General features: G+C 68.7%; 19 protein-coding genes. 6 read left to right on the top strand and 13 right to left on the bottom strand.

The window, feature by feature from the left end; translation table 11 throughout:
- Nucleotides 1–77: 77 nt before the first annotated feature.
- The 4 genes from WS70_RS04475 to WS70_RS04460 all read right to left on the bottom strand — a co-directional run bounded on the left by WS70_RS04475 (nt 78) and on the right by WS70_RS04460 (nt 4340).
- Nucleotides 78–500 carry a carboxypeptidase-like regulatory domain-containing protein gene (locus WS70_RS04475; protein WP_059473622.1) on the bottom strand — a complete coding sequence of 141 codons (423 nt, stop codon included), beginning with the start codon at nt 498–500 and terminating at the stop codon, nt 78–80.
- Between the two features lie 137 nt (nt 501–637).
- Nucleotides 638–2125 (bottom strand): DegQ family serine endoprotease, encoded by a 1488-nt coding sequence (locus tag WS70_RS04470; RefSeq protein WP_059473621.1) that lies wholly within the window; start codon nt 2123–2125, stop codon nt 638–640.
- Between the two features lie 232 nt (nt 2126–2357).
- A complete protein-coding gene (locus WS70_RS04465; protein WP_059596394.1) occupies nt 2358–3674 on the bottom strand; it encodes an ATP-binding protein in 1317 nt (438 codons plus the stop codon).
- A gap of 3 nt (nt 3675–3677) precedes the next feature.
- Nucleotides 3678–4340, bottom strand: a complete 663-nt coding sequence (locus WS70_RS04460) for a response regulator (RefSeq protein ID WP_059596411.1) — start codon at nt 4338–4340, stop codon at nt 3678–3680.
- Between the two features lie 177 nt (nt 4341–4517).
- On the opposite strand from WS70_RS04460, the gene dacB reads away from it, so the two are divergent.
- From dacB to WS70_RS04445, 3 genes are all read left to right on the top strand, one after another.
- Nucleotides 4518–6062: a D-alanyl-D-alanine carboxypeptidase/D-alanyl-D-alanine endopeptidase gene (gene dacB, locus WS70_RS04455; protein ID WP_059473630.1), complete on the top strand. Its 1545-nt coding sequence runs from the start codon at nt 4518–4520 to the stop codon at nt 6060–6062.
- A 313-nt stretch (nt 6063–6375) separates the two neighbouring features.
- On the top strand, nt 6376–7293 hold the full coding sequence (locus WS70_RS04450) for a sterol desaturase family protein (protein ID WP_059596393.1): 918 nt from the start codon (nt 6376–6378) through the stop codon (nt 7291–7293).
- An 86-nt stretch (nt 7294–7379) separates the two neighbouring features.
- Entirely contained in the window at nt 7380–8513 is a 1134-nt protein-coding gene (locus WS70_RS04445) for an SGNH/GDSL hydrolase family protein (RefSeq protein WP_059596392.1), read from the top strand.
- Nucleotides 8514–8714: 201 nt separating this feature from the next.
- Here WS70_RS04445 and WS70_RS04440 read toward each other — a convergent pair whose 3' ends face one another.
- From WS70_RS04440 to WS70_RS04395, 9 genes are all read right to left on the bottom strand, one after another.
- On the bottom strand, nt 8715–9740 hold the full coding sequence (locus WS70_RS04440) for an L-threonylcarbamoyladenylate synthase (RefSeq protein WP_059596391.1): 1026 nt from the start codon (nt 9738–9740) through the stop codon (nt 8715–8717).
- An 11-nt stretch (nt 9741–9751) separates the two neighbouring features.
- Nucleotides 9752–10948 (bottom strand): 5-(carboxyamino)imidazole ribonucleotide synthase, encoded by a 1197-nt coding sequence (locus WS70_RS04435; protein WP_059473616.1) that lies wholly within the window; start codon nt 10946–10948, stop codon nt 9752–9754.
- Nucleotides 10949–11026: 78 nt separating this feature from the next.
- Nucleotides 11027–11545 carry a 5-(carboxyamino)imidazole ribonucleotide mutase gene (purE, locus tag WS70_RS04430; protein ID WP_059473615.1) on the bottom strand — a complete coding sequence of 173 codons (519 nt, stop codon included), beginning with the start codon at nt 11543–11545 and terminating at the stop codon, nt 11027–11029.
- A 35-nt stretch (nt 11546–11580) separates the two neighbouring features.
- Nucleotides 11581–12471 carry a phosphoribosylaminoimidazolesuccinocarboxamide synthase gene (locus WS70_RS04425; RefSeq protein WP_059596390.1) on the bottom strand — a complete coding sequence of 297 codons (891 nt, stop codon included), beginning with the start codon at nt 12469–12471 and terminating at the stop codon, nt 11581–11583.
- Between the two features lie 138 nt (nt 12472–12609).
- Nucleotides 12610–13674: a class II fructose-bisphosphate aldolase gene (gene fba / locus WS70_RS04420; protein WP_059473613.1), complete on the bottom strand. Its 1065-nt coding sequence runs from the start codon at nt 13672–13674 to the stop codon at nt 12610–12612.
- A 270-nt stretch (nt 13675–13944) separates the two neighbouring features.
- Nucleotides 13945–15381, bottom strand: coding sequence for a pyruvate kinase (gene pyk / locus WS70_RS04415; protein WP_059473612.1), 1437 nt, complete (start codon nt 15379–15381; stop codon nt 13945–13947).
- Between the two features lie 342 nt (nt 15382–15723).
- Nucleotides 15724–16917: a phosphoglycerate kinase gene (locus tag WS70_RS04405; RefSeq protein WP_059473611.1), complete on the bottom strand. Its 1194-nt coding sequence runs from the start codon at nt 16915–16917 to the stop codon at nt 15724–15726.
- Nucleotides 16918–17153: 236 nt separating this feature from the next.
- The gene (locus tag WS70_RS04400) at nt 17154–17477 is read right to left on the bottom strand and encodes an AzlD domain-containing protein (RefSeq protein ID WP_059473610.1); all 324 of its coding nucleotides are present in this window, start codon (nt 17475–17477) and stop codon (nt 17154–17156) included.
- Nucleotides 17474–18235 carry an AzlC family ABC transporter permease gene (locus WS70_RS04395; protein WP_059473609.1) on the bottom strand — a complete coding sequence of 254 codons (762 nt, stop codon included), beginning with the start codon at nt 18233–18235 and terminating at the stop codon, nt 17474–17476. The genes WS70_RS04400 and WS70_RS04395 overlap by 4 nt, the downstream gene beginning before the upstream one ends.
- Nucleotides 18236–18456: 221 nt before the next feature.
- On the opposite strand from WS70_RS04395, the gene WS70_RS04390 reads away from it, so the two are divergent.
- The 3 genes from WS70_RS04390 (at nt 18457) to waaF (ending at nt 20809) form a co-directional block, all read left to right on the top strand.
- On the top strand, nt 18457–19380 hold the full coding sequence (locus tag WS70_RS04390; RefSeq protein WP_009892780.1) for a branched-chain amino acid transaminase: 924 nt from the start codon (nt 18457–18459) through the stop codon (nt 19378–19380).
- A gap of 63 nt (nt 19381–19443) precedes the next feature.
- Nucleotides 19444–19641, top strand: coding sequence for a zinc-finger domain-containing protein (locus WS70_RS04385; RefSeq protein WP_010101891.1), 198 nt, complete (start codon nt 19444–19446; stop codon nt 19639–19641).
- A gap of 127 nt (nt 19642–19768) precedes the next feature.
- The gene (gene waaF / locus WS70_RS04380) at nt 19769–20809 is read left to right on the top strand and encodes a lipopolysaccharide heptosyltransferase II (protein ID WP_059473608.1); all 1041 of its coding nucleotides are present in this window, start codon (nt 19769–19771) and stop codon (nt 20807–20809) included.
- Nucleotides 20810–20873 lie beyond the last annotated feature (64 nt).

The following is a 20873-nucleotide window of genomic DNA, read 5'->3' as shown; positions in this document are numbered from 1 at the left end:
CCGCGGCGAAACGCCGCTTATAGTTGCATTATCGGCCAAACCGCCGCAAATTGCGCGGCGTCATCGTCGCAGCGGGGTCACTGCGCCTTCCACGAGAACGCCGCCTTCACGCCGCCCTTCGCCGGCACCGTGACCGCATGGGTTTGCTCATTGCCGTTGTAGCTCGCATGCACGGTGTAGCGCCCCGGCTGCAGCTTGACGAGCATGTAGGGGCCGCGCGCATCGGTCTTCAGCACTTCGCCGCCGTGCGCATCGAGCACGGACACGTGGACATCGGCGAGATACTCGCCGCCCGCGCCCGTGAAACGCAGCGCGAGCGGCCAACTGCTTTCGCCACGCCGGAACGCGGTGGATTCGTCCTGCCCCACCCCGCCCGACACGAAGCTGACGTCGCCTTGCTGCTGCACGTCCGGCAAGCCGGGCTGCGCACGCGCGGCACCCGCGAGGCCGAAGGCCAGCGCCGCCGCAATCAGGTACTTGGAAACGGTTGGCTGTCGCATGATTCGCTCCTTGAATCTGTCCGCCGGATAACGGAGGTCGGTATGGACGACCGGCGGCGACGGACGACGGCAAGCGGCGGGAGGCAGCCGCCAAGCCGCCGAGCCGGCCCGCCCGCCACGCCGGGATCGACCCCGGCTCAGCCCAGATCGACCGGCACGAAGATCTGGGCGTCGTCGCGCTGGATCAGCAGCGCAAGGCTGTTGCCCGCGCGCTTGACCGCATCGCGCAATTGTTCCGCGCTCGTGACCGGCCGGCCGTTCACCGCGAGGATCACGTCGCCCGGCTGAATGCCCGCGCTCGCGGCGGGACCCGTCGACTGCTGGACGACGAGGCCGTGCGTGAGCGACGAGCCGTTGCGCTCGCGCGGCGAAAGCGGCCGCACCGCGACGCCGAGACGTCCTTGCTCGACGGGCTCGTCGACGCCCACCTTCGCCTGGCCGTCGGTCAGCGATGCGAGTGTCACCGACACGGTCTTCTTCGACTTGTCGCGCCAAACCTGCAGATCGGCCTTCGTTCCGGGCTTCATGCTCGCGATCTGCGCGGGCAGCGTCGTCGAATCCTGCACGGGCACACCGTCGACCGACAGGATCACGTCGCCCGGCTGCAGCCCCGCCTTCGCGGCCGGCCCCTTCGGATCGACCGAGCTGACGAGCGCGCCGTCGGGCTTTTGCAGACCGAACGAGCTCGCGAGCGTCTGGTTGAGCCCCTGCACGGCGACGCCGAGCCGGCCGCGGCTCACGTGGCCCGTCTTCACGAGCTCGTCCTTCACCTTCATCGCCTCGTTGATCGGGATCGCGAACGACAGCCCCTGGAAGCCGCCCGTCTGCGAGTAGATCATCGAGTTGATGCCGATCACCTCGCCGTTCAGGTTGAAGAGCGGACCGCCCGAGTTGCCTGGGTTCACCGGCACGTCAGTCTGGATGAACGGCGTGTAGTTCTCGTCGGGCAGCGCGCGCGACTTTGCGCTGATGATGCCCGACGTGACCGTGTTGTCGAACCCGTACGGCGAGCCGATCGCGACGACCCACTGGCCGACCTTGCTTTGCGCCGGATCGCCGATCTTCACAGTCGGCAGGCTCGACGCATCGATCTTCAGCACCGCGACGTCCGACTGCTTGTCGACGCCGACGACCTTCGCCTTGTACTCGCGCTTGTCGGTGAGCTTCACGGTGACGACGTTCGCACCGTCGATCACGTGCGCGTTAGTCAGGATATACCCGTCCGGGCTGATGATGAATCCGGAGCCGAGGCTCGTGCTCGGCTGGTCATCCGGCTGCTGCTGGCCGCCGCCCATCCCCGGCATCTGTCCGTAGAAATGTCGGAAGAACTGGTAGAACGGATCGTCCGGGTCGATCGGCAACTGCGGCGCCGCGCGGCGCGGCGCGGTGCGCGGCACGACGTGCTTCGCGCTGATGTTCACGACGGCTGGCCCGTAGGTCTCGACCAGCCCGGAAAAGTCGGGAATGCCGGTCTTCGCGGCCGCTTCGGCCGGCATCAGCGCGGCGACGGCCGGCGTGATGATCTGCGGCGGCTCCGCATGACGGGTGCCCGCCACATACCCCGCCGACAACGCCGCGGCGACGGCCACGGCAACTGCGCCACGCGCAAGGATTCGGGTAGTCATCGATCGTTCTCCTCGTCTAACGGTTCGAAGCGTAGCGCCCCTGTCTTAAAGCAGGCTTAATCGGTTTCAGGAGCCATTAAACGGACGAAAACAGAGCAAATCCGAGGCCCGCGTCGGGCACGGCGAGCCCGGCGCGCGGATCGGCCGGACAGCGGCCGCGCCACGGCAACGCCGCGCGCCGCGGCAAGCAATGAGGCGAATGATGCGCCTCGTCACGCATCCGGCACGACCGTCACGCTTCGGCCGCGCACGGCAGCGCGACGCTGACGAGGAGCCCGCCCGCCGGCGCTTCGCCGAGCGTCACGGTCGCGCGCTGCTGCGCGGCCACCCGCTTGACGATCGCGAGACCGAGGCCGCTGCCCGACACGTCGGTGCGCGCCCGCGCGGACGTATCGCGGTAGAAGCGATCGAACACGCGCTCGCGCTCGCCCGCCGGAATGCCGGGGCCGCTGTCGCCGATCTGCACGCAGGCGCGCGCGCCGTCGCCGCGCGAGAGCGACACGTCGATGCGCCCGCCCGCCGGCGTGTACTTCACGGCATTGTCGAGTAGATTGTTGAACATCACGCGCAGCGCGGCGGGATCGGCGACCACGGCCGCGTCCTCGACTTCCTCGAAGCCGAGATCGATGTTGCGCCGCTGCGCGATCGGCGCATGCGAGGCGACGCATTCCTCGACGATCGCGCGCAGATCGACGCGCTCGCGCACCGTCGAGTCGCCCGGTTCCGCGCGCGCGAGCGCGAGCAGTTGTTCGGCGAGACGCGTCGCACGCGTGACGCCGCTCTGCAGATCGACGATCGCCTCGCGCCGCGACGCATCGTCCTGCGCGCGCGCGACGAGCTGCGCCTGGATCTGCACGGCCGCGAGCGGCGTGCGCAGTTCGTGCGCGGCATCCGCGACGAACGCCTTTTGCGTGTCGAGCGCGGCGGACAGCCGCGCGAGCAGCCCATTCAGCGCGCGCACGAGCGGACGCACTTCGAGCGGCAGCGGCCAGTCGGGCAGCGGATCGAGCGCCTCGGGCCGGCGCGCCTCGACCGCGCGGGTCACGCGCTGCAGCGGCGCCAGCCCGCGCCCGACGATCATCCAGACGGCCGCGCCGAGGAACGGCAGCAGCACGATGAGCGGCCACAGCGTGCGCAGCGCGACGCTCGCGGCGAGCCGGTTGCGCACCGACAGCGGCTGCGCGAGCTGCACGACGTTGTCGCCGACGATCGCGCCGTACACGCGCCATGCGCCGCGCTCGGTGCGCTCGGTCGAGAAGCCGAGCTCGGCGCGGGGCGCGAGCGGCGCGCGCGGATGCGAGAAGTACATCAGCACGCCGTTACGGTTCCAGATCTGGATCACGATCCCTTCGTCGCCGTTCGTCTGCGAGCCGAGCACCTGCGAGAACGGTTCGGACGGCAGCGCGGCCGCGATCTGCTGCAACTGGTAGTCGAACAGCTCGTTCGCGGCGGCGAGCGCCTGCCGATAGATCATCCAGCCGGCGAGCCCCACCCCGGCCACGACGAGCGCGAGCAGCCAGATCAGCAATTGATGGCGAATCGACCTCACGCGCTACGCTTCCTTCACGACCATGTAGCCGAGGCCCCGGACGTTGCGGATCAGGTCCGAGCCGAGCTTCTTGCGCAGCGCGTGGATATAGACTTCGACGGTGTTGCTGCCGATCTCCTCGCCCCAGCCATACATCTTTTCTTCGAGCTGACTCTTCGACAGCACCGCGCCCGGACGCGCGAGCAGCGCCTCGAGAAGCGCGAATTCGCGCGCGGACAGCGCGACGGGCGCGCCGTCGAGCGTCACCTGGTGCGACGCCGGATCGAGCGTCAGCGCGCCGTGACGGATCATCGACTCGCTGCGCCCCGACTGGCGGCGGATCAGCGCGCGCATCCGCGCGGCGAGCTCGTCGAGATCGAACGGCTTGACGAGATAGTCGTCCGCGCCCGCGTCGAGGCCCTTCACGCGATCGGCGACCGCGTCGCGCGCGGTCAGGATCAGCACGGGCAGCGCGAGCCCGCGCGCGCGCAGCGTGCGCAGCACGTCGATGCCGTCGCGCTTCGGCAGCCCGAGATCGAGCAGCAGCAGGTCGTACGCCTCGCCGCCCAGCGCGGTCAGCGCGGCTTCGCCGTCCTGCACCCAATCGATCGCGCAGCCGTCGGCCTTCAGCGCCTTGCGCACCCCTTCGGCGATCATCCGATCGTCTTCGACTAGCAATATCCGCATCCTGAAAAGCGTCCGTCGCATGCGTTCGAGATGGCGGACATTGTAGCGCCGCCTCGCGCGCGAGCGGACCTTCGGCCGATTTCGACGCTGCGCGCGCGCCATTTTCTCTACAATGTCCGGCTTGCGCCGCCGCGCGCAAGTCAATTGCCCACGTCGCCTTCCGTTCCGTATTCGCCGATGAATCACAACGCCCGCAGCATCGCCGCTTCGCCTCGTCCGGCACGCCCCGCCGCCCGCACGCCGCGCGCCGTCCTGCGCTGCGCGGCGCTCATCGCCGCGTGCGCCGCGCTCGCGTTCGCCGCGCCCGCCGACGCCCGCAGGAAACCGCCGCGCTACCCGGCTGCGGTCTCGACCGCGCACAACGTGCTGCCGGCGTCGGTGCTCGCCGCGCTGCAGCGCGCGCGCGTGCCGGCGTCGAACCTGAGCGTCGTCATCGAGCGGATCGGCGACCGGACGCCCGTCGTCGCGTGGAACGCGAGCCGGCCGATGCAACCCGCATCGACGATGAAGCTCGTCACGACCTACACCGGGCTGTCGATGCTCGGCGCCGACTATCGCTGGCGCACGAGCGCATACGCGGACGGCGCCGTCGACGAGAACGGCACGCTGCACGGCACGCTGTACGTGAAGGGCACGGGCGATCCGAAGCTCGTGCCGGAGGAACTGATCGATCTCGTCAACAAGATCCGCCGCGCGGGCATCGTCAACGTCGACGGCGCGCTCGTGCTCGACAAGACCTTCTTCGCGCCCGAGACGCGCGACCTGCCGCCGCTCGACGACGACGCCACCGCGCCGTACAACGTCGGCCCCGACCCGCTCCTCTACGCGTTCAAGGCGCTGTCGTTCACGGTGACGCCGACCGACAACGGCGCGGTCGCGATCGACGTCGTGCCGCCGCTCGCGAACCTGAACGTCGACAACCAGCTCGTCGAAGGCGCAGGCTCGTGCGGCGCCGCGGCGGCGGCCGCGCGGCCCGCGCTCATGACCGACGCGAACGGCGACCTCACCGCGTCGTTTGCCGGGGACTACCCGCTGCGCTGCGGCCCGACGACGACCAATCTCGCCGTGCTGAATCACTCCGCGTTCTTCGCGCGCGGCTTCCTCGCGCTGTGGCGCCAGACGGGCGGCGCATTCTCCGGCACGGTCGCCGAAGGCAAGGTGCCGGGACGCGCGCGGCTCGTTGCGGCGCACCATGGCCCTGTGCTGTCGAGCGTCGTGCACGATATCAACAAATTCAGCAACAACGTGATGGCGCGCAACCTGTTCCTCACGATCGGCGCGGTCGAGCACCGGCCGCCCGCGACGCCCGCGCAATCGGCGGATACGATCCGCGCGTTTCTCGCTCACAGCGGGCTGCCGACCGAAGGGCTCGCGCTCGAGAACGGCTCCGGGCTGTCGCGCGACGAGCGCGTGAGCGCGCTGTCGCTCGCCGACATGCTGCAGGCGGCGAACGCGAGCCCCGTCGCGCAGGCGTTCGTCGATTCGCTGCCGGTCGCGGGCGTCGACGGCACGATGAAGAACCGGCTGACGAACGCGCCCGTCGGCGGCAACGCGCACATCAAGACGGGCACGCTGCGCGACGTGCGCGCGATCGCGGGTTACGTCGCGTCGGCGGACGGGTCGAGCTATGTGGTCGTCAGCTTCATCAACGATGATCGCGCGTCGGCCGCGCGCGCCGCGCACGACGCACTGCTCGAATGGGTGTACGAGGGGCCGCGCTGATCTGATCGGCGCCCGAATCGCGGCGGCACGCGTGGCGCGCCGCCGCGAGCCGGCCGGAACCGTTTCCCTCGCCGTTTCCCGGTCGCCCCCGCAGGCCGCTCGCAACCGTGCGTTTTCGCCCACCGTCGCAACGCGGCGGCCTCGCCCGCCGTCCCACGCCCCCACCCGTCGAAGACTCCCTCTACGAAACGCTCTCGCGCCCGGTACGCCGATTGCGTACCCTTTTAGCTGCAATTGACGTCACCGAGCCAGGCACGCGCCCCGCACGCCGCATGCGCCGCATCGCTCGCACCACAACAAGAGGGAGACACTCATGCAATTCAACGTCGAATTGCTTCTGCTCGCGCTCGCGCCCGTCTTTCTGTTCTGCATCGGCTGGGAAGCGTGGCACCTCGCGCGCACGCGCCCCGGCGAACGCGTCTACAACCTGCGCGACACGCTGTGCAACGCGGCGCTCGCGCTGATGCACCAGGGCGCGGACAAGGTCGCGTGGATCTTCGTGATTCCGATCTATGCGTACTGCTACACGCATTTCCGGCTCTTCACGTGGGACAACACGTGGGTGTCGTTCGCCGTGCTGTTCGTCGCGCAGGACCTGCTCTACTACGTGTTCCACCGCTGCAGCCATCGCGTGCGCTGGCTGTGGGCCGCGCACGTCGTTCACCATTCGTCCGAACGCCTGAATTTCTCTACCGCGATGCGGCAAAGCCTGATGTATCCGATCGCCGGCATGTGGGCGTTCTGGCTGCCGCTCGCGTTCCTCGGCTTTCCGCCGCAGCAGATCGTCGGCATCGTGCTCATCAACCTCGCATTCCAGTTCTTCGTCCACACGCAGACGATCCCGAAGCTCGGCTGGCTCGAGTACGTGCTGAACACGCCGTCGATCCACCGCGCACACCACGCGCGCAATCCGCGTTACATCGACCGCAACTACGCAGGCGTGCTCGTGATCTGGGACCGCCTGTTCGGCAGCTTCATCGAAGAGGACCCGCGCGATCCGCCCGTATACGGGATCGTCGAGCCGCTCGACTCGAACAACCCGCTCGTCGCGACGTTCCACGAATGGTGGTCGATGGCGGCCGACGCGTTCGGCGTCGAAGGCTGGCGCAACAAGCTGCGAGCGGTTTTCGGTCCGCCCGAATGGGCGAGCGCTTATCATGCTCGGGTTGCGAACGCGCGCGCGCAGCCGCACGAGCCGCCCGCGCTCGCCGCCGCGCCGCGCGAACGATAACGAGGACACGGATTCACAACCATCGTGCCAAGCCGCGGCGCGGCGCAGGCCATGCAACACAAGCATATCTACGAGGAGAGACTCGCATGAATCAGCTGCAACGACAACAACAACCCACCCGCACCGCACGCCGCCTGTGGCGCGGCGCGCAAGTCGCGCTCGCGAGCGCCGCGTTCGCCATCCTCGCCGCGTGCGGCGGCGGCGACAATGGCTCGTCGCAGCCGAGCGCCGGCGTGAACATGCAGGTCGTGTCGTTCGGCGACAGCCTGTCGGACACCGGCACCTACTCGCCGCAAATCCTGATCGGCTTCGGCGGCGGCCGCTTCACGACGAACCCGGGCCAGGTGTGGACGCAGGACGTCGCCACGTATTACGGCGGCACGCTCACGCCCGCGTTCGAAGGCGGTTTCGGCGTGCCGCTGCAAGCGGCGGGCGGCCTGGGCTACGCGCAGGGCGGCTCGCGCGTCACGCAGCAGCCGGGCATCGGCCACGCCGATCCGAGCGTGGCGAATGCCGACTACGCGCAAGCGACGACCGTGCCCGTCGCGACGCAGGTCCAGCAATACCTGCAGCAGCACGGCAGCTTCAACGCGAACCAGATCGTGCTGATCAACGGCGGCGCAAACGACATCTTCTATCAGGTGCAGGTCGCGCAGGCGTCGGGCAACACGCCGGCCGCGCAGCTCGCCGCTGCGCAGCAGATCGGCCTTGCCGCGCAGCAGCTCGCGGGGATCGTCCAGCAGATCGTCGCCGCAGGCGCGACGCACGTGTTCGTGTCGAACGTCCCGGATATCGGCGGCACGCCGCTCGCGGTGTCGACGGGCCAGCAGGCCGCGCTCACGCAGCTTTCGACGGTCTTCAACAGCACGCTCGCCGCGGCGCTGAAGGCGCTCAACGTCGATCCGACGAAGGCCGTGCTGATCGACGCGTTCACGTGGCAGGACGGCATCACCGCGAACTACCAGGCGAACGGCTTCTCGGTGTCGAACTCGGGCACTGCATGCAATCTGCAATCGATGATCGCCGCTGCGACGAAGTCGGGCGTGTCGAACCCGACCGCGTTCGGCTCGTCGCTGTTCTGCTCGCCGCAGATGTACACGGTCGCGAACGCCGACCAAACCTATATGTTCGCCGATACGGTCCACCCGACGACGCATCTGCACGCGCTGTTCGCGCAGTACGTCGAGCAGCAGATCGCGAAGACGGGCGTCGGCAAGTAAGCCGGCGGGCGGCGGGCTCGGGTTCGCCGCGCTCGCGGCTCGACGACGATCCGCGCTTCGAACGAAAACGCCCGGTTCGCGTGATGCGAACCGGGCGTTTCTCATCGGAATCGGGTGTTTTTGAATGATTCGGCACTTCGGCGACAACAGCGTAACGAAGCCGCGTGGTTTCCGCCTGTCAACCGCCCGAACGCGCGACGCTCATTCGTGCGCTTCGAACGCGGCCGCCGCGCGGCCGAGCCGATCGTTCACCGCGATCCATTCGACCGTATCCGGCAGCTTCTCGACGAGGATGCGCGCGACCTGCGCGCGATCGAGCGCGCGCAACAGCCCGTAGAGCTCGCGCGCGTAGACCTGCGGATCCTCGGGCGCCGCGACGAAATGCACGCCGTCCGCGTGCGCCCACGCGCCGGCGCGCGACGCGCGCGCGACGAGCGCGACCCGCTCGCCCGCGTCGCGCGCGGCGGACAGGAACCGCTCGAGCCGCTCGAACGGCGCGAGCGCGAGCGGCGTGCGCGGCGCGTAATGCGCCTTCAGCGTGCCGGACGCGCGCGGTGCGGTCGCATCGCCGCCGTCGGGCAGACGCGGCGCAACGCCGAGCACGTCGGTGATCTGCTGCGGCGTCACGCGGCCGGGGCGCAGCAGCGCCGGAAAGCCGCGCGACAGATCGAGGATCGTCGACTCGATTCCGACATCGGACGCGCCGCCGTCGAGCACGTGGACGGAATCGCCGAACTCGTCGCGCACGTGCTGCGCGGTCGTCGGGCTCACGTGGCCGAAGCGGTTCGCGGACGGTGCGGCGACGCCGCCATGCCCGCCGCGGCGCGCGTCGAACGCGCGCAACAGCGCCTGCGCGACCGGATGCGACGGGCAGCGCAGCCCAACCGAGTCCTGCCCGCCGCTCACCGCGTCCGGAATGTGCGCTGCGCGCTTCAAGATCAGCGTGAGCGGGCCCGGCCAGAACGCGTCGATCAGCTTCTTTGCATCGACGGGCAGTTCATCGACCCAATAGCCGGGATCGCTGCCCGGCGCGAGGTGGACGATCACCGGATGGTTCGCCGGACGCCCTTTCGCCGCGTAGATCCGCGCGACGGCGGCCGGGCTCTGCGCATCGCCGCCGAGGCCGTAGACGGTCTCGGTCGGAAACGCGACGAGCTCGCCCGCGTCGAGCAGCGCGGCTGCTTCGTCGATTTGCGCGGCGGTCGGGAACGGTCGATCGTTCGACATCGTGCGTCCCGTCAGTCGAGCGGAATGCGCAGGAGCCGCGCACATGCGGTCGCGCCCGCGACCGCATCGTCGAGCGTCGCCGCGGTGAAGTTCACGTGGCCCATCTTGCGGCTGACGCGCGCCTCCTCCTTGCCGTACAGATGCAGCCGCGCGGTCGGCATCGCGGCGACCTGGTCCCACGGCGGCGTGACGGATTCGCTCGACGCGCCGTTCGCGAACCACACGTCGCCGAGCACGTTGAGCATCGCGGCGGGCGAATGCTGGCGCGTGCTGCCGAGCGGCAGCCGTGTCATCGCGCGGACCTGCTGCTCGAACTGGCTCGTCTCGCACGCGTCGACCGTGTAGTGGCCGGAGTTGTGCGGCCGCGGCGCCATTTCGTTCGCGACGAGCGAGCCGTCTTCGAGCACGAAGAACTCGACGCACAGCACGCCGACGTAATCGAGCGAATCGGCAATCCGCACGGCCGCCTGCTGCGCTTCGCGCATGAGCGCGTCGCTCGCCGCAGGCGCGGGCACGACGGTCAGCGACAGAATGCCGCCGTGATGCGTGTTTTGCGCGAGCGGGAATACGGCAGACGCGCCGTTCGCGCCACGCGCGACCAGCGCCGACACCTCGTACTTGAGCGGCAGGCGCTTTTCGAGCACACACGGCACGCCGCCCAGCGACGCATATGCGTCGCGTGCGTCTTGCACGGTCGCGACGCGCACCTGCCCCTTGCCGTCGTAGCCGAGGCGCGCGGTCTTCAGGATGCCGGGCAGCACCGCGGCGAGTTCGGCATCGGCGAGCGCCGCGAGCTGCGCGGCCGATTCGATCGCGACGTGCGGCGCGACGGGCACGCCGGACGCCGCGATGAAGCGCTTCTCGGCGATCCGGTCCTGCGCAATCGCGACGCAGCGGCCGGCGGGCGCGACGAACGTCGATTGCGCGAGGAAGTCGAGGCTCGCGGCGGGCACGTTCTCGAACTCGGTCGACACGGCATCGCACACTTGCGCGAGCTCGGCGAGCGCGGCCTCGTCGTCGTACGCGGCGCGCAGATGCTTGTCGGCGACGGCGCCCGCGGGGCTCGTCGGATCGGGATCGAGCACGGCGACGCGATAGCCCATTGCTTGCGCGGCAAAACAGAACATGCGGCCGAGCTGGCCGCCGCCGACCATGCCGAGCCAGGCGCCCGGCAGGATCGGGGAAATCGGGGTGGGGAGTGCAGTCATGTCTAGGGTCGGTGGCGGCGGGCGGCTGCGCCCGCCGCGGTCAGGACGATCGAGGTCGCCGGCGGCTGCGCGGCGGCCTCACAGCGGCGGCAGCACCATCGCGTGCGCGGCTTCGTTCTGCCGCACGCGGAACGCGGCGAGCCGGTTCGCGTAGTCGGTCGACGTGCCGGACAGGATCGACACCGCGAAAAGCGCCGCGTTCGCCGCGCCGGCCTCGCCGATCGCGAACGTCGCGACGGGCACGCCCTTCGGCATCTGCACGATCGAATGCAGCGAATCGACGCCCTTCAGGTACCTGCTCGCGACCGGCACGCCGAGCACGGGCACCGTCGTCTTCGCGGCCAGCATGCCGGGCAGGTGCGCCGCGCCGCCCGCGCCCGCGATGATCGCGCGCAGGCCGCGCTCGCGCGCCTTCTCCGCGTAGTCGAACATCTCGTCGGGCATCCGGTGCGCGGACACGACCTTGGCCTCGTACGGCACGTCGAACGCCTGCAGGATCGCGACGGCATGCTGCATCACGTCCCAATCGGAACTGGAACCCATCAGCACGCCGACGAGCGGCGCGCTGTGCGTGTGGGCGGTCTGGACTTCGCTCATCGTGCGCTTCCTTGTTTCGGTGAATCGGACGATGGTCAGTCGAGCGTCTTGCCCGTGATGCGCTCGAGCGCTTCCTGGTATTTCGCGCTCGTCTTCGCGATCACGTCGTCGGGCAGCTTCGGCGCGGGCGGCTCCTTGTTCCAGTCCTGCGCCTCGAGCCAGTCGCGGACGAACTGCTTGTCGAACGACGGCGGGTTCGTGCCGACCTGGTACTCGTCGGCCGGCCAGAAGCGCGACGAGTCGGCCGTCAGCGCTTCGTCCATCAGGAACAGCTTGCCGTGCCCGTCGAGGCCGAACTCGAACTTGGTGTCGGCGATGATGATGCCGCGCGTCGCCGCGTAGTCGGCGGCTTCCTTGTACAGCTTGATCGAGATGTCGCGGATCGTCGCGGCAAGCTCGGTGCCGATGCGGCGCTCGGTTTCCTCGAACGAGATGTTCTCGTCGTGATGGCCCATCTCCGCCTTGGCCGCGGGCGTGAAGATCGGCTCGGGGAGCTTCTGCGCGTTCGAGAGGCCGGCCGGCAGCTCGACGCCGCACACCTTGCCCGTCGCCTGGTAGTCTTTCCAGCCGCTGCCCGCGAGATAGCCGCGCACGACCGCCTCGACGAGGATCGGCTCGAGACGCTTGACGACGACGCCGCGCCCCTTCACCTGCTCGACCTCGTCAGCCGCGACGACCGTCTCCGGCGCGACGCCCGTCAGGTGGTTCGGGACGATGTGCGCGAGCTTGTCGAACCAGAAGTTCGCCATCTGATTCAGGACGCGCCCCTTGTTCGGAATCGGCTCGCCCATGATGACGTCGAACGCCGACAGGCGATCGGTCGTGACGATCAGGAGCTTGTCGTTGCCGACCGCGTAGTTGTCGCGGACCTTGCCGCGACCGAGGAGCGGCAGCGAGCGCAGCGTGGATTCGTAAAGGGTAGACATCGTCTTTTCGCAGAATTAAGAGCCAAACAAAAAGGGAAACGCCGTTCCCGTCGGCACGCGGGAACGGCGGTCTTGCAACCTGCCCGCGGCCGGACGGCGAAGGGCGGCGCCCTCTTCCGTCCGGCCGCGCAGCACCATTTAACGCACCACTTGCGCGAGGTCGCCGGCCTTGTACTTCTCGGCCATCTTGTCGAGCGCAACCGGCTTGATCTTCGCCGCCTGGCCTTCGCAGCCGAACGCCAGATAGCGCGCGACGCAGATCTTCTTCGCCGCTTCGCGCGCGGGCTTCAGGTAATCGCGCGGGTCGAACTTGCCCGGATTCTCGAACATGTAGCGGCGGATCGCGCCCGTGATCGCGAGACGCAGGTCGGTGTCGATGTTGACCTTGCGCACGCCGTGCTTGATGCCTTCCTGGATCTCCTCGACGGGCACGCCGTAGGTTTCCTTCATGTCGCCGCCGAACTCGCGGATTTCCGCGAGCAGGTCCTGCGGCACCGACGACGAACCGTGCATCACGAGGTGCGTGTTCGGGATGCGCGCGTGGATTTCCTTGATCCGCTGGATCGACAGGATGTCGCCCGTCGGCTTCTTCGTGAACTTGTACGCGCCGTGCGACGTGCCGATCGCGATCGCGAGCGCGTCGCACTGCGTGAGCTTGACGAAGTCGGCAGCCTGCTCGGGATCCGTCAGCAATTGCTCGCGGGTCATCGTGCCTTCCGCGCCGTGGCCGTCTTCCTTGTCGCCCTTCATCGTCTCGAGCGAACCGAGCACGCCGAGCTCGGCCTCGACCGTCACGCCGATCGAGTGCGCCATCTCGACGACCTTCTTCGACACGTCGACGTTGTATTCGTACGATGCGACCGTCTTGCCGTCGGCCTGCAGCGAGCCGTCCATCATCACGCTCGTGAAGCCGCTGCGGATCGCAGTCAGACACACCGCCGGCGACTGGCCGTGGTCCTGGTGCATCACGACGGGAATGTGCGGGTACGACTCGACCGCCGCTTCGATCAGGTGGCGCAGGAACGGCTCGCCCGCGTACTTCCGGGCGCCCGCCGACGCCTGCATGATCACGGGCGCGCCGACTTCGTCGGCGGCCGCCATGATCGCCTGCACCTGCTCCAGGTTGTTCACGTTGAATGCGGGCAGGCCGTAGCCGTTTTCCGCCGCGTGATCCAGCAGTTGACGCATTGATACGAGAGGCATTGTGGTACTCCTTGAATGAAAACCTTGCACCCTACGCGGCGTCTTACGGCCCGCCCCGACGGAAGACGGGAGAACCGGCGCGGCCGAGCGTCGAATAGCCGCATTTTATCGCGAAGCGCCCCCGATTCAGACCAAATGGCGGATTCGCTGGCAATTTGTTACGTCTTTCAGACCGCTTTCAAGCAAAAAGCCGCGGGGGCATCCGACCCCACGCGGCTCGTTCCAGGCGCAAGCGGCATGCCCGGCGGGCGTCCCGCAGCCGGCTCGGTATCAGTAATGCTCGCCGACGCGCACGATCTTCAGCGTGTTCGTGCCGCCCGCCTGCCCCATCGGCTCGCCGACCGTCAGCACGACCATGTCGCCGTGCGCGACGTAGCCGTGCCGCACGATCAGCTCGAGCGCCTGCTGCAGCGCGGAATCGCGATCGCTGTCGAAGTCGACGTGCAGCGGGGTCACGTTGCGAAAGAGGGCCATCGCGCGCTCGCTGCCGACCCGCGGCGTCAGCGCGAAGATCGGCACGTGCGTGTAGTGGCGCGACATCCAGAGCGCCGTCGCGCCCGATTCGGTCAGCGCGACGATCGCCTTCGCGCCCAGGTGGTACGCGGTGAAGAGCGCGCCCATCGCGATCGACTGGTCGATCCGCGTAAACGTGCGGTCGAGGAAATCCTTGTCGAGCTCGACGTGCTCGGACTTCTCCGCCTCGACGCAGACAGCCGCCATCGCCTCGATCGTGACGGCCGGGTACTTGCCCGTCGCGGTCTCGGCGGACAGCATCACCGCGTCGGTGCCGTCGAGCACCGCGTTCGCGACGTCCGACACCTCCGCGCGGGTCGGCACGGGCGCGTGGATCATCGACTCCATCATCTGCGTCGCGGTGATCACGAGCTTGTTCGATTCGCGCGCCATCCGGATCATCCGCTTCTGCAGGGCGGGCACGGCCGCGTTGCCGACCTCGACGGCCAGGTCGCCGCGCGCGACCATGATGCCGTCCGACGCGTCGAGGATCTCCTGCAGCGCCGGAATCGCCTCCGCGCGCTCGATCTTCGCGATCATCTTCGGCTTGATGCCGTAAGGCGCGCCCGCGATGTTCGCGAGCTGGCGCGCCATCTCCATGTCGGTCGCGTTCTTCGGGAACGACACGGCGACGAGATCCGCGCCGAGCGACATCGCGGTGCGGATGTCCTCCATGTCCTTCGCAGTCAGCGCGGGCGCCGACAGCCCGCCGCCCTGCCGGTTGATCCCCTTGTTGTTCGACAGATCGCCGCCCACCTTGACTGTCGTGTGGATCTCGTCGCCGAGCACGCGGTCGACCTTCAGCACGATGAGGCCGTCGTTCAGGAGCAGCACGTCGCCCGGCTTCAGGTCGCGCGGCAGATCCTTGTAGTCGAGGCCGACCCGCTCGTCGTTGCCGAGCTCGCACGTCGCGTCGAGGATGAACGGCTGGCCGGGCGCGAGCGTCGTCTTGCCCGCCTCGAACTTGCCGACGCGGATCTTCGGTCCCTGTAGGTCCGCCATGATCGCGATTTCCCGGCCGACCCGCCGCGCGGCCTCGCGGACCAGCTCGGCGCGTTCGCGGTGATCGTCGGCGGTGCCATGCGAGAAATTGAGCCGCACGACGTCGAGACCCGCGTGCATCATCTGCAACAGGACCTCCGGCGAGCTGGATGCCGGACCGATCGTGGCGACTATCTTGGTGGCGCGATGCATGAATCTCCTCGTTTGACTGAGTGAAAGCGCTGGATGTACCGCCGCGAGAGCCGAAAGCCGCGCGGCCCAGCCGCCGCCGCTCCGGAACGCGCGCCGGTGCATGCTGCGCCCGGCGTCGCTTTGTCCGCGGACGCCGGCATGGGCAGCCGGCGCCGCGTCGTCGTATCGGGTTCGGCGGGGCCGCTCACGCGGCCCGCCGCGCGAGCGGCCGACTGCCACCGCTGCAGCGCCGGGCGCAATCCGCATGCCCCGCCGCCGTCGCGCGGGCGGCCGGCATGGCCGGCCGCGCTTCGTACTTCATGCCGCGCGCGAAGCGGATGCGACGCGCGCCGCGTCATGCGCTTACGCGCGCGTTTCGAGCACTTCGACGGCGGGCAGCTTCTTGCCCTCGAGGAATTCGAGGAACGCGCCGCCGCCCGTCGAGGTATAGCTGACCTTGTCGTGAATCCCGTACTTCGCGATCGCGGCGAGCGTGTCGCCGCCGCCTGCGATCGAGAACGCGGCCGAGTTCGCGATCGCGTCGGCAAGCGTCTTCGTGCCGTGGCCGAACTGGTCGAATTCGAACACGCCGACCGGGCCGTTCCAGACGATCGTCCCCGCCTTCTCGAGCTGGCCGGCGAGCGCCTTCGCGGTTTCCGGCCCGATGTCGAGGATCATGTCGTCGGCTTCGATATCGGCGACGCTCTTCACGGTGGCCGCGGCCGTCGGCGAGAATTCCTTCGCGACGACGACGTCGGTCGGGATCGGCACCGACGCGCCGAGCTTGCGGGCTTCGTCGATGATCGCCTTCGCCTCGTCGACGAGATCGGCTTCCGCGAGCGACTTGCCGATCGACAGGCCGGCCGCGAGCATGAACGTGTTCGCGATGCCGCCGCCGACGATCAGTTGATCGACCTTCGCCGCGAGCGACTTGAGGATCGTCAGCTTCGTCGACACCTTCGAGCCGGCGACGATCGCGACGAGCGGGCGCTTCGGGTTGCCGAGCGCCTTGCCGAGCGCGTCGAGCTCGGCCGCCAGCAGCGGGCCCGCGCATGCGATGGGCGCGTACTTCGCGATGCCGTGCGTCGTGGCTTCCGCGCGGTGCGCGGTGCCGAATGCGTCGTTCACGTAGACGTCGCAGAGCTTCGCCATCTTCTGCGCAAGCTCGTCCGAATTCTTCTTCTCGCCCTTGTTCACGCGGCAGTTCTCGAGCAGCGCGACCTGGCCCGGCGCGACCGAAACGCCGTTCTCGACCCAGTGCGCGACGAGCGGCACATCGCGGCCGAGCAGCTCGGCCAGTCGCTTCGCGACGGGCGCGAGCGAATCCTCGGGCTTGAACTCGCCTTCCGTCGGGCGGCCAAGGTGCGACGTGACCATCACGGCCGCGCCCGCGTCGAGCGCCGCCTGGATCGCGGGCACCGACGCGCGGATGCGCGTGTCTTCGGTGATGTTGCCGTGATCGTCCTGCGGCACGTTCAGATCGGCGCGGATGAACACACGTTTGCCGGAGAGCTTGCCTTCGGCGATCAGGTCGGTAAGACGCTTTACTTGGCTCATGGGACTGATGAAGGTTGATGAAGGAAAGCGGTACGATGCGCGCGCGGGCTGCCGACCCGGGCGCCTCGCACGGCAAGGCCCGCGCGACGCGCGCGCGAAAAATTCCGGAAGGGGTCATTCTAGCCGATCCGCCCGGCGCGCTACCCCGCGCGGCGGCGAATTCCTGCTATTTGGCGGCGACGTGCGCGGTTGGGTCGCGCCCGCGCGGCGGCCGCGAGACGCGCGGCGGCGTTGCGTCAGAACAGGATCCGCAGCGCGGTGAACACGAGCATCCCGACGACGATCGTGCCGAGCATGCTGCGACGCCACAGGAACCACGCGAGGCCCGCCGCGGCTGCGTAGAAATCGTGGTTCGACAGCGCGAACGAGATGCCCGCGCGCGTCTCGAGCACATCGGGCAGGACGACCGCGACGAGCGCGGCGGCGGGCGCGTAGCGCAGCGAGCGCTGCACGCGCTCGGGCAGCACCGTGCGCTCGCCGCCGACAAGAAAGAACGCGCGCGTGACCGCAGTGACGAGCGTCATCCCGGCAATCGCGAGCCAGATCTGCCAGGCGCTCATTCGATGTCCTCCGAATGCGTCGCGCGGCCCGCCGCGCGGATGCGCCGCCAGTCGGCGCGTTCGACGAACCAGTCGGCGACGCTGCCCGCCGCGAGCGCCGCGCACACCGCGAGCGGCAGCGCGAGCCGGTACGGCAGCTCGAACGCGACGAGCGACACGATCCCGGCGATCGCGACGGCCGCGAGCGTCGAGCGGTTCGAGATCGCGGACACCATGATCGGAATCAGCGCGAGCGTGCCGGCGAGCGCAAGCCCCCAGCTGTCGGGAAACACGCTCGCGAGCGCGATGCCGACGAGCGACGACGCCTGCCAAGCGAACCAGCTCGTGAGCGCCATCCCCCAGAAATAGGCTTCCTTGCCGGGCACGTGGCCCGTCGCGAAGCCCTGCTTCTGGAACAGCAGATAGATCACGTCGCCGTTGAAATAGCCGATCGCGAAGCGCCGCCACAGCGGCAGATACGAGAAATGGGGCGCGAGCCCTGCGCTGAAGATCACGAAGCGCATGTTGACCATCGCGGCCGTGAGCAGAATCGTCCAGACGGGCAGTTTCGCGGCGAAAAGGGGCAGCACCGCGAGCTGCGACGAGCCTGCGTAGACGAGGACCGACATGCCGACCGCCTGCCCCGTCGACAGCAAAGACTTGCTCATCGCGATGCCGGTGACGAGCCCCCACGACAGGATCGCCATCAGCGTCGGGGAAAAGTCGCGGAAGCCCTGGACGAGGGCGAAGCGGTCGGAGGCGGAGAAGCGAGCGAGCATCGGGGAAGCGCCGCGAAGGCGGAAAGCCGGGCCGCTCGCGCGCGTCGCGCGCCGCCGCCCGTTATTTTTCACGCAGGTTGCGCGTCGATTATAGCGCCGGACCCCGCCGTACCGACCGTTGCCCGCACAAAAACGCTAAAATGAGCGTCTTTGCGACGCGGCGCCGTTCCGAGCCGCCGCGCGCTGCTTCTGCGCACCCCGCATCCACTAGGAGAAGACCTATGTCAATGGCCGATCGCGACGGCAAGATTTGGATGGACGGCAAGCTGATCGAATGGCGCGACGCCAAGATCCACGTGCTGACTCACACGCTGCACTACGGCATGGGCGTCTTCGAGGGCGTGCGTGCATACAAGACGGCCGACGGCGGCACGGCGATCTTCCGCCTGAAGGAGCACACGAAGCGCCTGCTGAACTCGGCGAAGATCTTCCAGATGGACGTGCCGTTCGACCAGGAAACGCTCGAGGCGGCGCAGCGCGACGTCGTCCGCGAGAACAAGCTCGAGTCGTGCTACCTGCGCCCGATCATCTGGATCGGCTCGGAGAAGCTCGGCGTGTCGGCGAAGGGCAACACGATCCACGTCGCGATCGCGGCCTGGCCGTGGGGCGCGTACCTCGGCGAGGAAGGCCTCGCGAAGGGCATCCGCGTGAAGACGTCTTCGTTCACCCGCCATCACGTGAACGTGTCGATGGTGCGCGCGAAGGCGTCGGGCTGGTACGTGAACTCGATCCTCGCGAACCAGGAAGCGACGGCCGACGGCTACGACGAGGCGCTCCTCCTCGACGTCGACGGCTACGTGTCCGAAGGCTCCGGCGAGAACTTCTTCCTCGTGAACCGCGGCAAGCTCTACACGCCCGATCTCGCGTCGTGCCTCGACGGCATCACGCGCGACACGGTCATCACGCTCGCGAAAGAAGCCGGCATCGAAGTGATCGAGAAGCGCATCACGCGCGACGAGGTCTACACGGCCGACGAAGCGTTCTTCACCGGCACCGCGGCCGAAGTCACGCCGATCCGCGAGCTCGACAACCGCACGATCGGCAGCGGCGCGCGCGGCCCGATCACCGAGAAGCTGCAGAGCGCGTTCTTCGACGTCGTGAACGGCAAGAGCGCGAAGCACGCGGACTGGCTCACCAAGATTTGAGCGCGCCGCTCGCCCGACGCCGGGCGCGCGCGCCGCTCGCCATCGCCATAACGAGAAAGCCCCATGAGTGAAATCAAGGAAATGCCGCTCATCGAACTGACGGCCAAGGATCTGCCCGCTTACTGCCCGAACCCCGCGATGCCGCGCTGGAGCGCGCATCCGCGCGTGTTCATCGACGTCTCGCACGGCGAAGCGCGCTGCCCGTACTGCGGCACGCGCTACAAGCTGCGCGAAGGCGAAATCGTCCGCGGCCATCATTGAGCGCGCGGCGGCTGTTCCGCCCGACGCGGCGCGGCCGGTCCGACCGGCACGCGCCGACGCCCCTCCCCCGCAACCCGAGCGCGGCGCGTGAGCGTCGCGCTTCATTACGACATCGGAAATCGACCTGATGCGTCGCGCGTTGGTTATCGCACCGAACTGGATCGGTGACGCATTGATGGCGCAGCCGCTTTTCGCGCTGCTGAAGAAACTGCATCCCCGCATCGTCATCGACGCCGTGGCCCCGACGTGGGTCGCGCCCGCGCTCGAGCGGATGCCCGAGATACACGATGTCCACGCGACCGATCTCGCGCATGGCAAGCTGCAGATGCTGCGCCGCTGGCAGCTCGCGAGCGATCTGCGCGACGTCGGCTACGACGCCGCGTACGTGCTGCCGAACTCGCTGAAGTCCGCGCTGATCCCATGGCTCGCCGGCATTCCGCTGAGGATCGGCTACACGGGCGAGCATCGCTACGCGCTCCTCAACGTGCGCCACGCGAATCCGGGCAAGGCGCGCGACGAGCGCGCGCCGATGGTCCAACATTACGCGACGCTTGCATACGCACCCGGCGCGAAGCTGCCCGAGTCGTTCAAGACGCTGCCGCCACCGCGGCTCGAAGCGGACCTGAACGAGACGGCGCGCGTGTCCGCGCGCTTCAACCTCGATACGCGCAAGCCGCTCGTCGTGTTCTGCCCGGGCGCCGAGTACGGCCCGGCCAAGCGCTGGCCGCCCGAGCACTTCGCGGCGCTCGCGCAGAGCGTGAGTCAGTCTTTTCCCTATACGCAGATCGTCGCGCTCGGCTCGCCGAAGGACGCGACGCCCGCGCAGGCGATCGCCGAGCGCGCGCCGAACGTGCGCAACCTCTGCGGCCAGACTTCGCTCACCGAGGCGTGCGCGCTGATCGCGCGCGCGAACGCGGTCGTCACGAACGATTCCGGGCTGATGCACGTCGCGGCAGCGCTGCGCCGGCCGCTCGTCGCGCTCTACGGGTCGACGGATCCGCGTCATACCCCCCCGCTGTCGGACCTGGCAAAGGTACAATGGCTGCATCTCGAATGCAGTCCCTGCTTCGAACGCGAATGCCCGCTCGGCCACCTGAAGTGCCTGCGCGAGCTGAGCCCGGAGCAGGTGTTCGGCGATTTGCGCGGGATGCTCGTCGGACAGCGCTGACGCCGCGGCCGCAAGGCCGCCCGTCACGCGCCGCGCACCCGCACCCGACTCACCGGTAAGCGGG

Source organism: Burkholderia mayonis, assembly GCF_001523745.2.
Lineage (GTDB): Bacteria > Pseudomonadota > Gammaproteobacteria > Burkholderiales > Burkholderiaceae > Burkholderia > Burkholderia mayonis.
The sequence above is the reverse complement of the archived record's forward strand: the minus strand, read 5'-3'. Positions and strand labels throughout refer to the sequence as shown.

Bases quoted from the DNA above. Each gene is read 5' to 3' on its own strand.
- WS70_RS04390 (WP_009892780.1), top strand. From the start codon at position 18,457: ATGTCAATGGCCGATCGCGACGGCAAGATTTGGATGGACGGCAAGCTG.
- WS70_RS04440 (WP_059596391.1), bottom strand. From the start codon at position 9,740: ATGTCGAACGATCGACCGTTCCCGACCGCCGCGCAAATCGACGAAGCA.
- WS70_RS04405 (WP_059473611.1), bottom strand. From the start codon at position 16,917: ATGAGCCAAGTAAAGCGTCTTACCGACCTGATCGCCGAAGGCAAGCTC.
- pyk (WP_059473612.1), bottom strand. From the start codon at position 15,381: ATGCATCGCGCCACCAAGATAGTCGCCACGATCGGTCCGGCATCCAGC.
- WS70_RS04445 (WP_059596392.1), top strand. From the start codon at position 7,380: ATGAATCAGCTGCAACGACAACAACAACCCACCCGCACCGCACGCCGC.
- WS70_RS04475 (WP_059473622.1), bottom strand. From the start codon at position 500: ATGCGACAGCCAACCGTTTCCAAGTACCTGATTGCGGCGGCGCTGGCC.
- fba (WP_059473613.1), bottom strand. From the start codon at position 13,674: ATGCCTCTCGTATCAATGCGTCAACTGCTGGATCACGCGGCGGAAAAC.
- WS70_RS04425 (WP_059596390.1), bottom strand. From the start codon at position 12,471: ATGTCTACCCTTTACGAATCCACGCTGCGCTCGCTGCCGCTCCTCGGT.
- WS70_RS04395 (WP_059473609.1), bottom strand. From the start codon at position 18,235: ATGCTCGCTCGCTTCTCCGCCTCCGACCGCTTCGCCCTCGTCCAGGGC.
- WS70_RS04460 (WP_059596411.1), bottom strand. From the start codon at position 4,340: ATGCGGATATTGCTAGTCGAAGACGATCGGATGATCGCCGAAGGGGTG.
- WS70_RS04470 (WP_059473621.1), bottom strand. From the start codon at position 2,125: ATGACTACCCGAATCCTTGCGCGTGGCGCAGTTGCCGTGGCCGTCGCC.
- waaF (WP_059473608.1), top strand. From the start codon at position 19,769: ATGCGTCGCGCGTTGGTTATCGCACCGAACTGGATCGGTGACGCATTG.
- purE (WP_059473615.1), bottom strand. From the start codon at position 11,545: ATGAGCGAAGTCCAGACCGCCCACACGCACAGCGCGCCGCTCGTCGGC.
- dacB (WP_059473630.1), top strand. From the start codon at position 4,518: ATGAATCACAACGCCCGCAGCATCGCCGCTTCGCCTCGTCCGGCACGC.
- WS70_RS04400 (WP_059473610.1), bottom strand. From the start codon at position 17,477: ATGAGCGCCTGGCAGATCTGGCTCGCGATTGCCGGGATGACGCTCGTC.
- WS70_RS04435 (WP_059473616.1), bottom strand. From the start codon at position 10,948: ATGACTGCACTCCCCACCCCGATTTCCCCGATCCTGCCGGGCGCCTGG.
- WS70_RS04450 (WP_059596393.1), top strand. From the start codon at position 6,376: ATGCAATTCAACGTCGAATTGCTTCTGCTCGCGCTCGCGCCCGTCTTT.
- WS70_RS04385 (WP_010101891.1), top strand. From the start codon at position 19,444: ATGAGTGAAATCAAGGAAATGCCGCTCATCGAACTGACGGCCAAGGAT.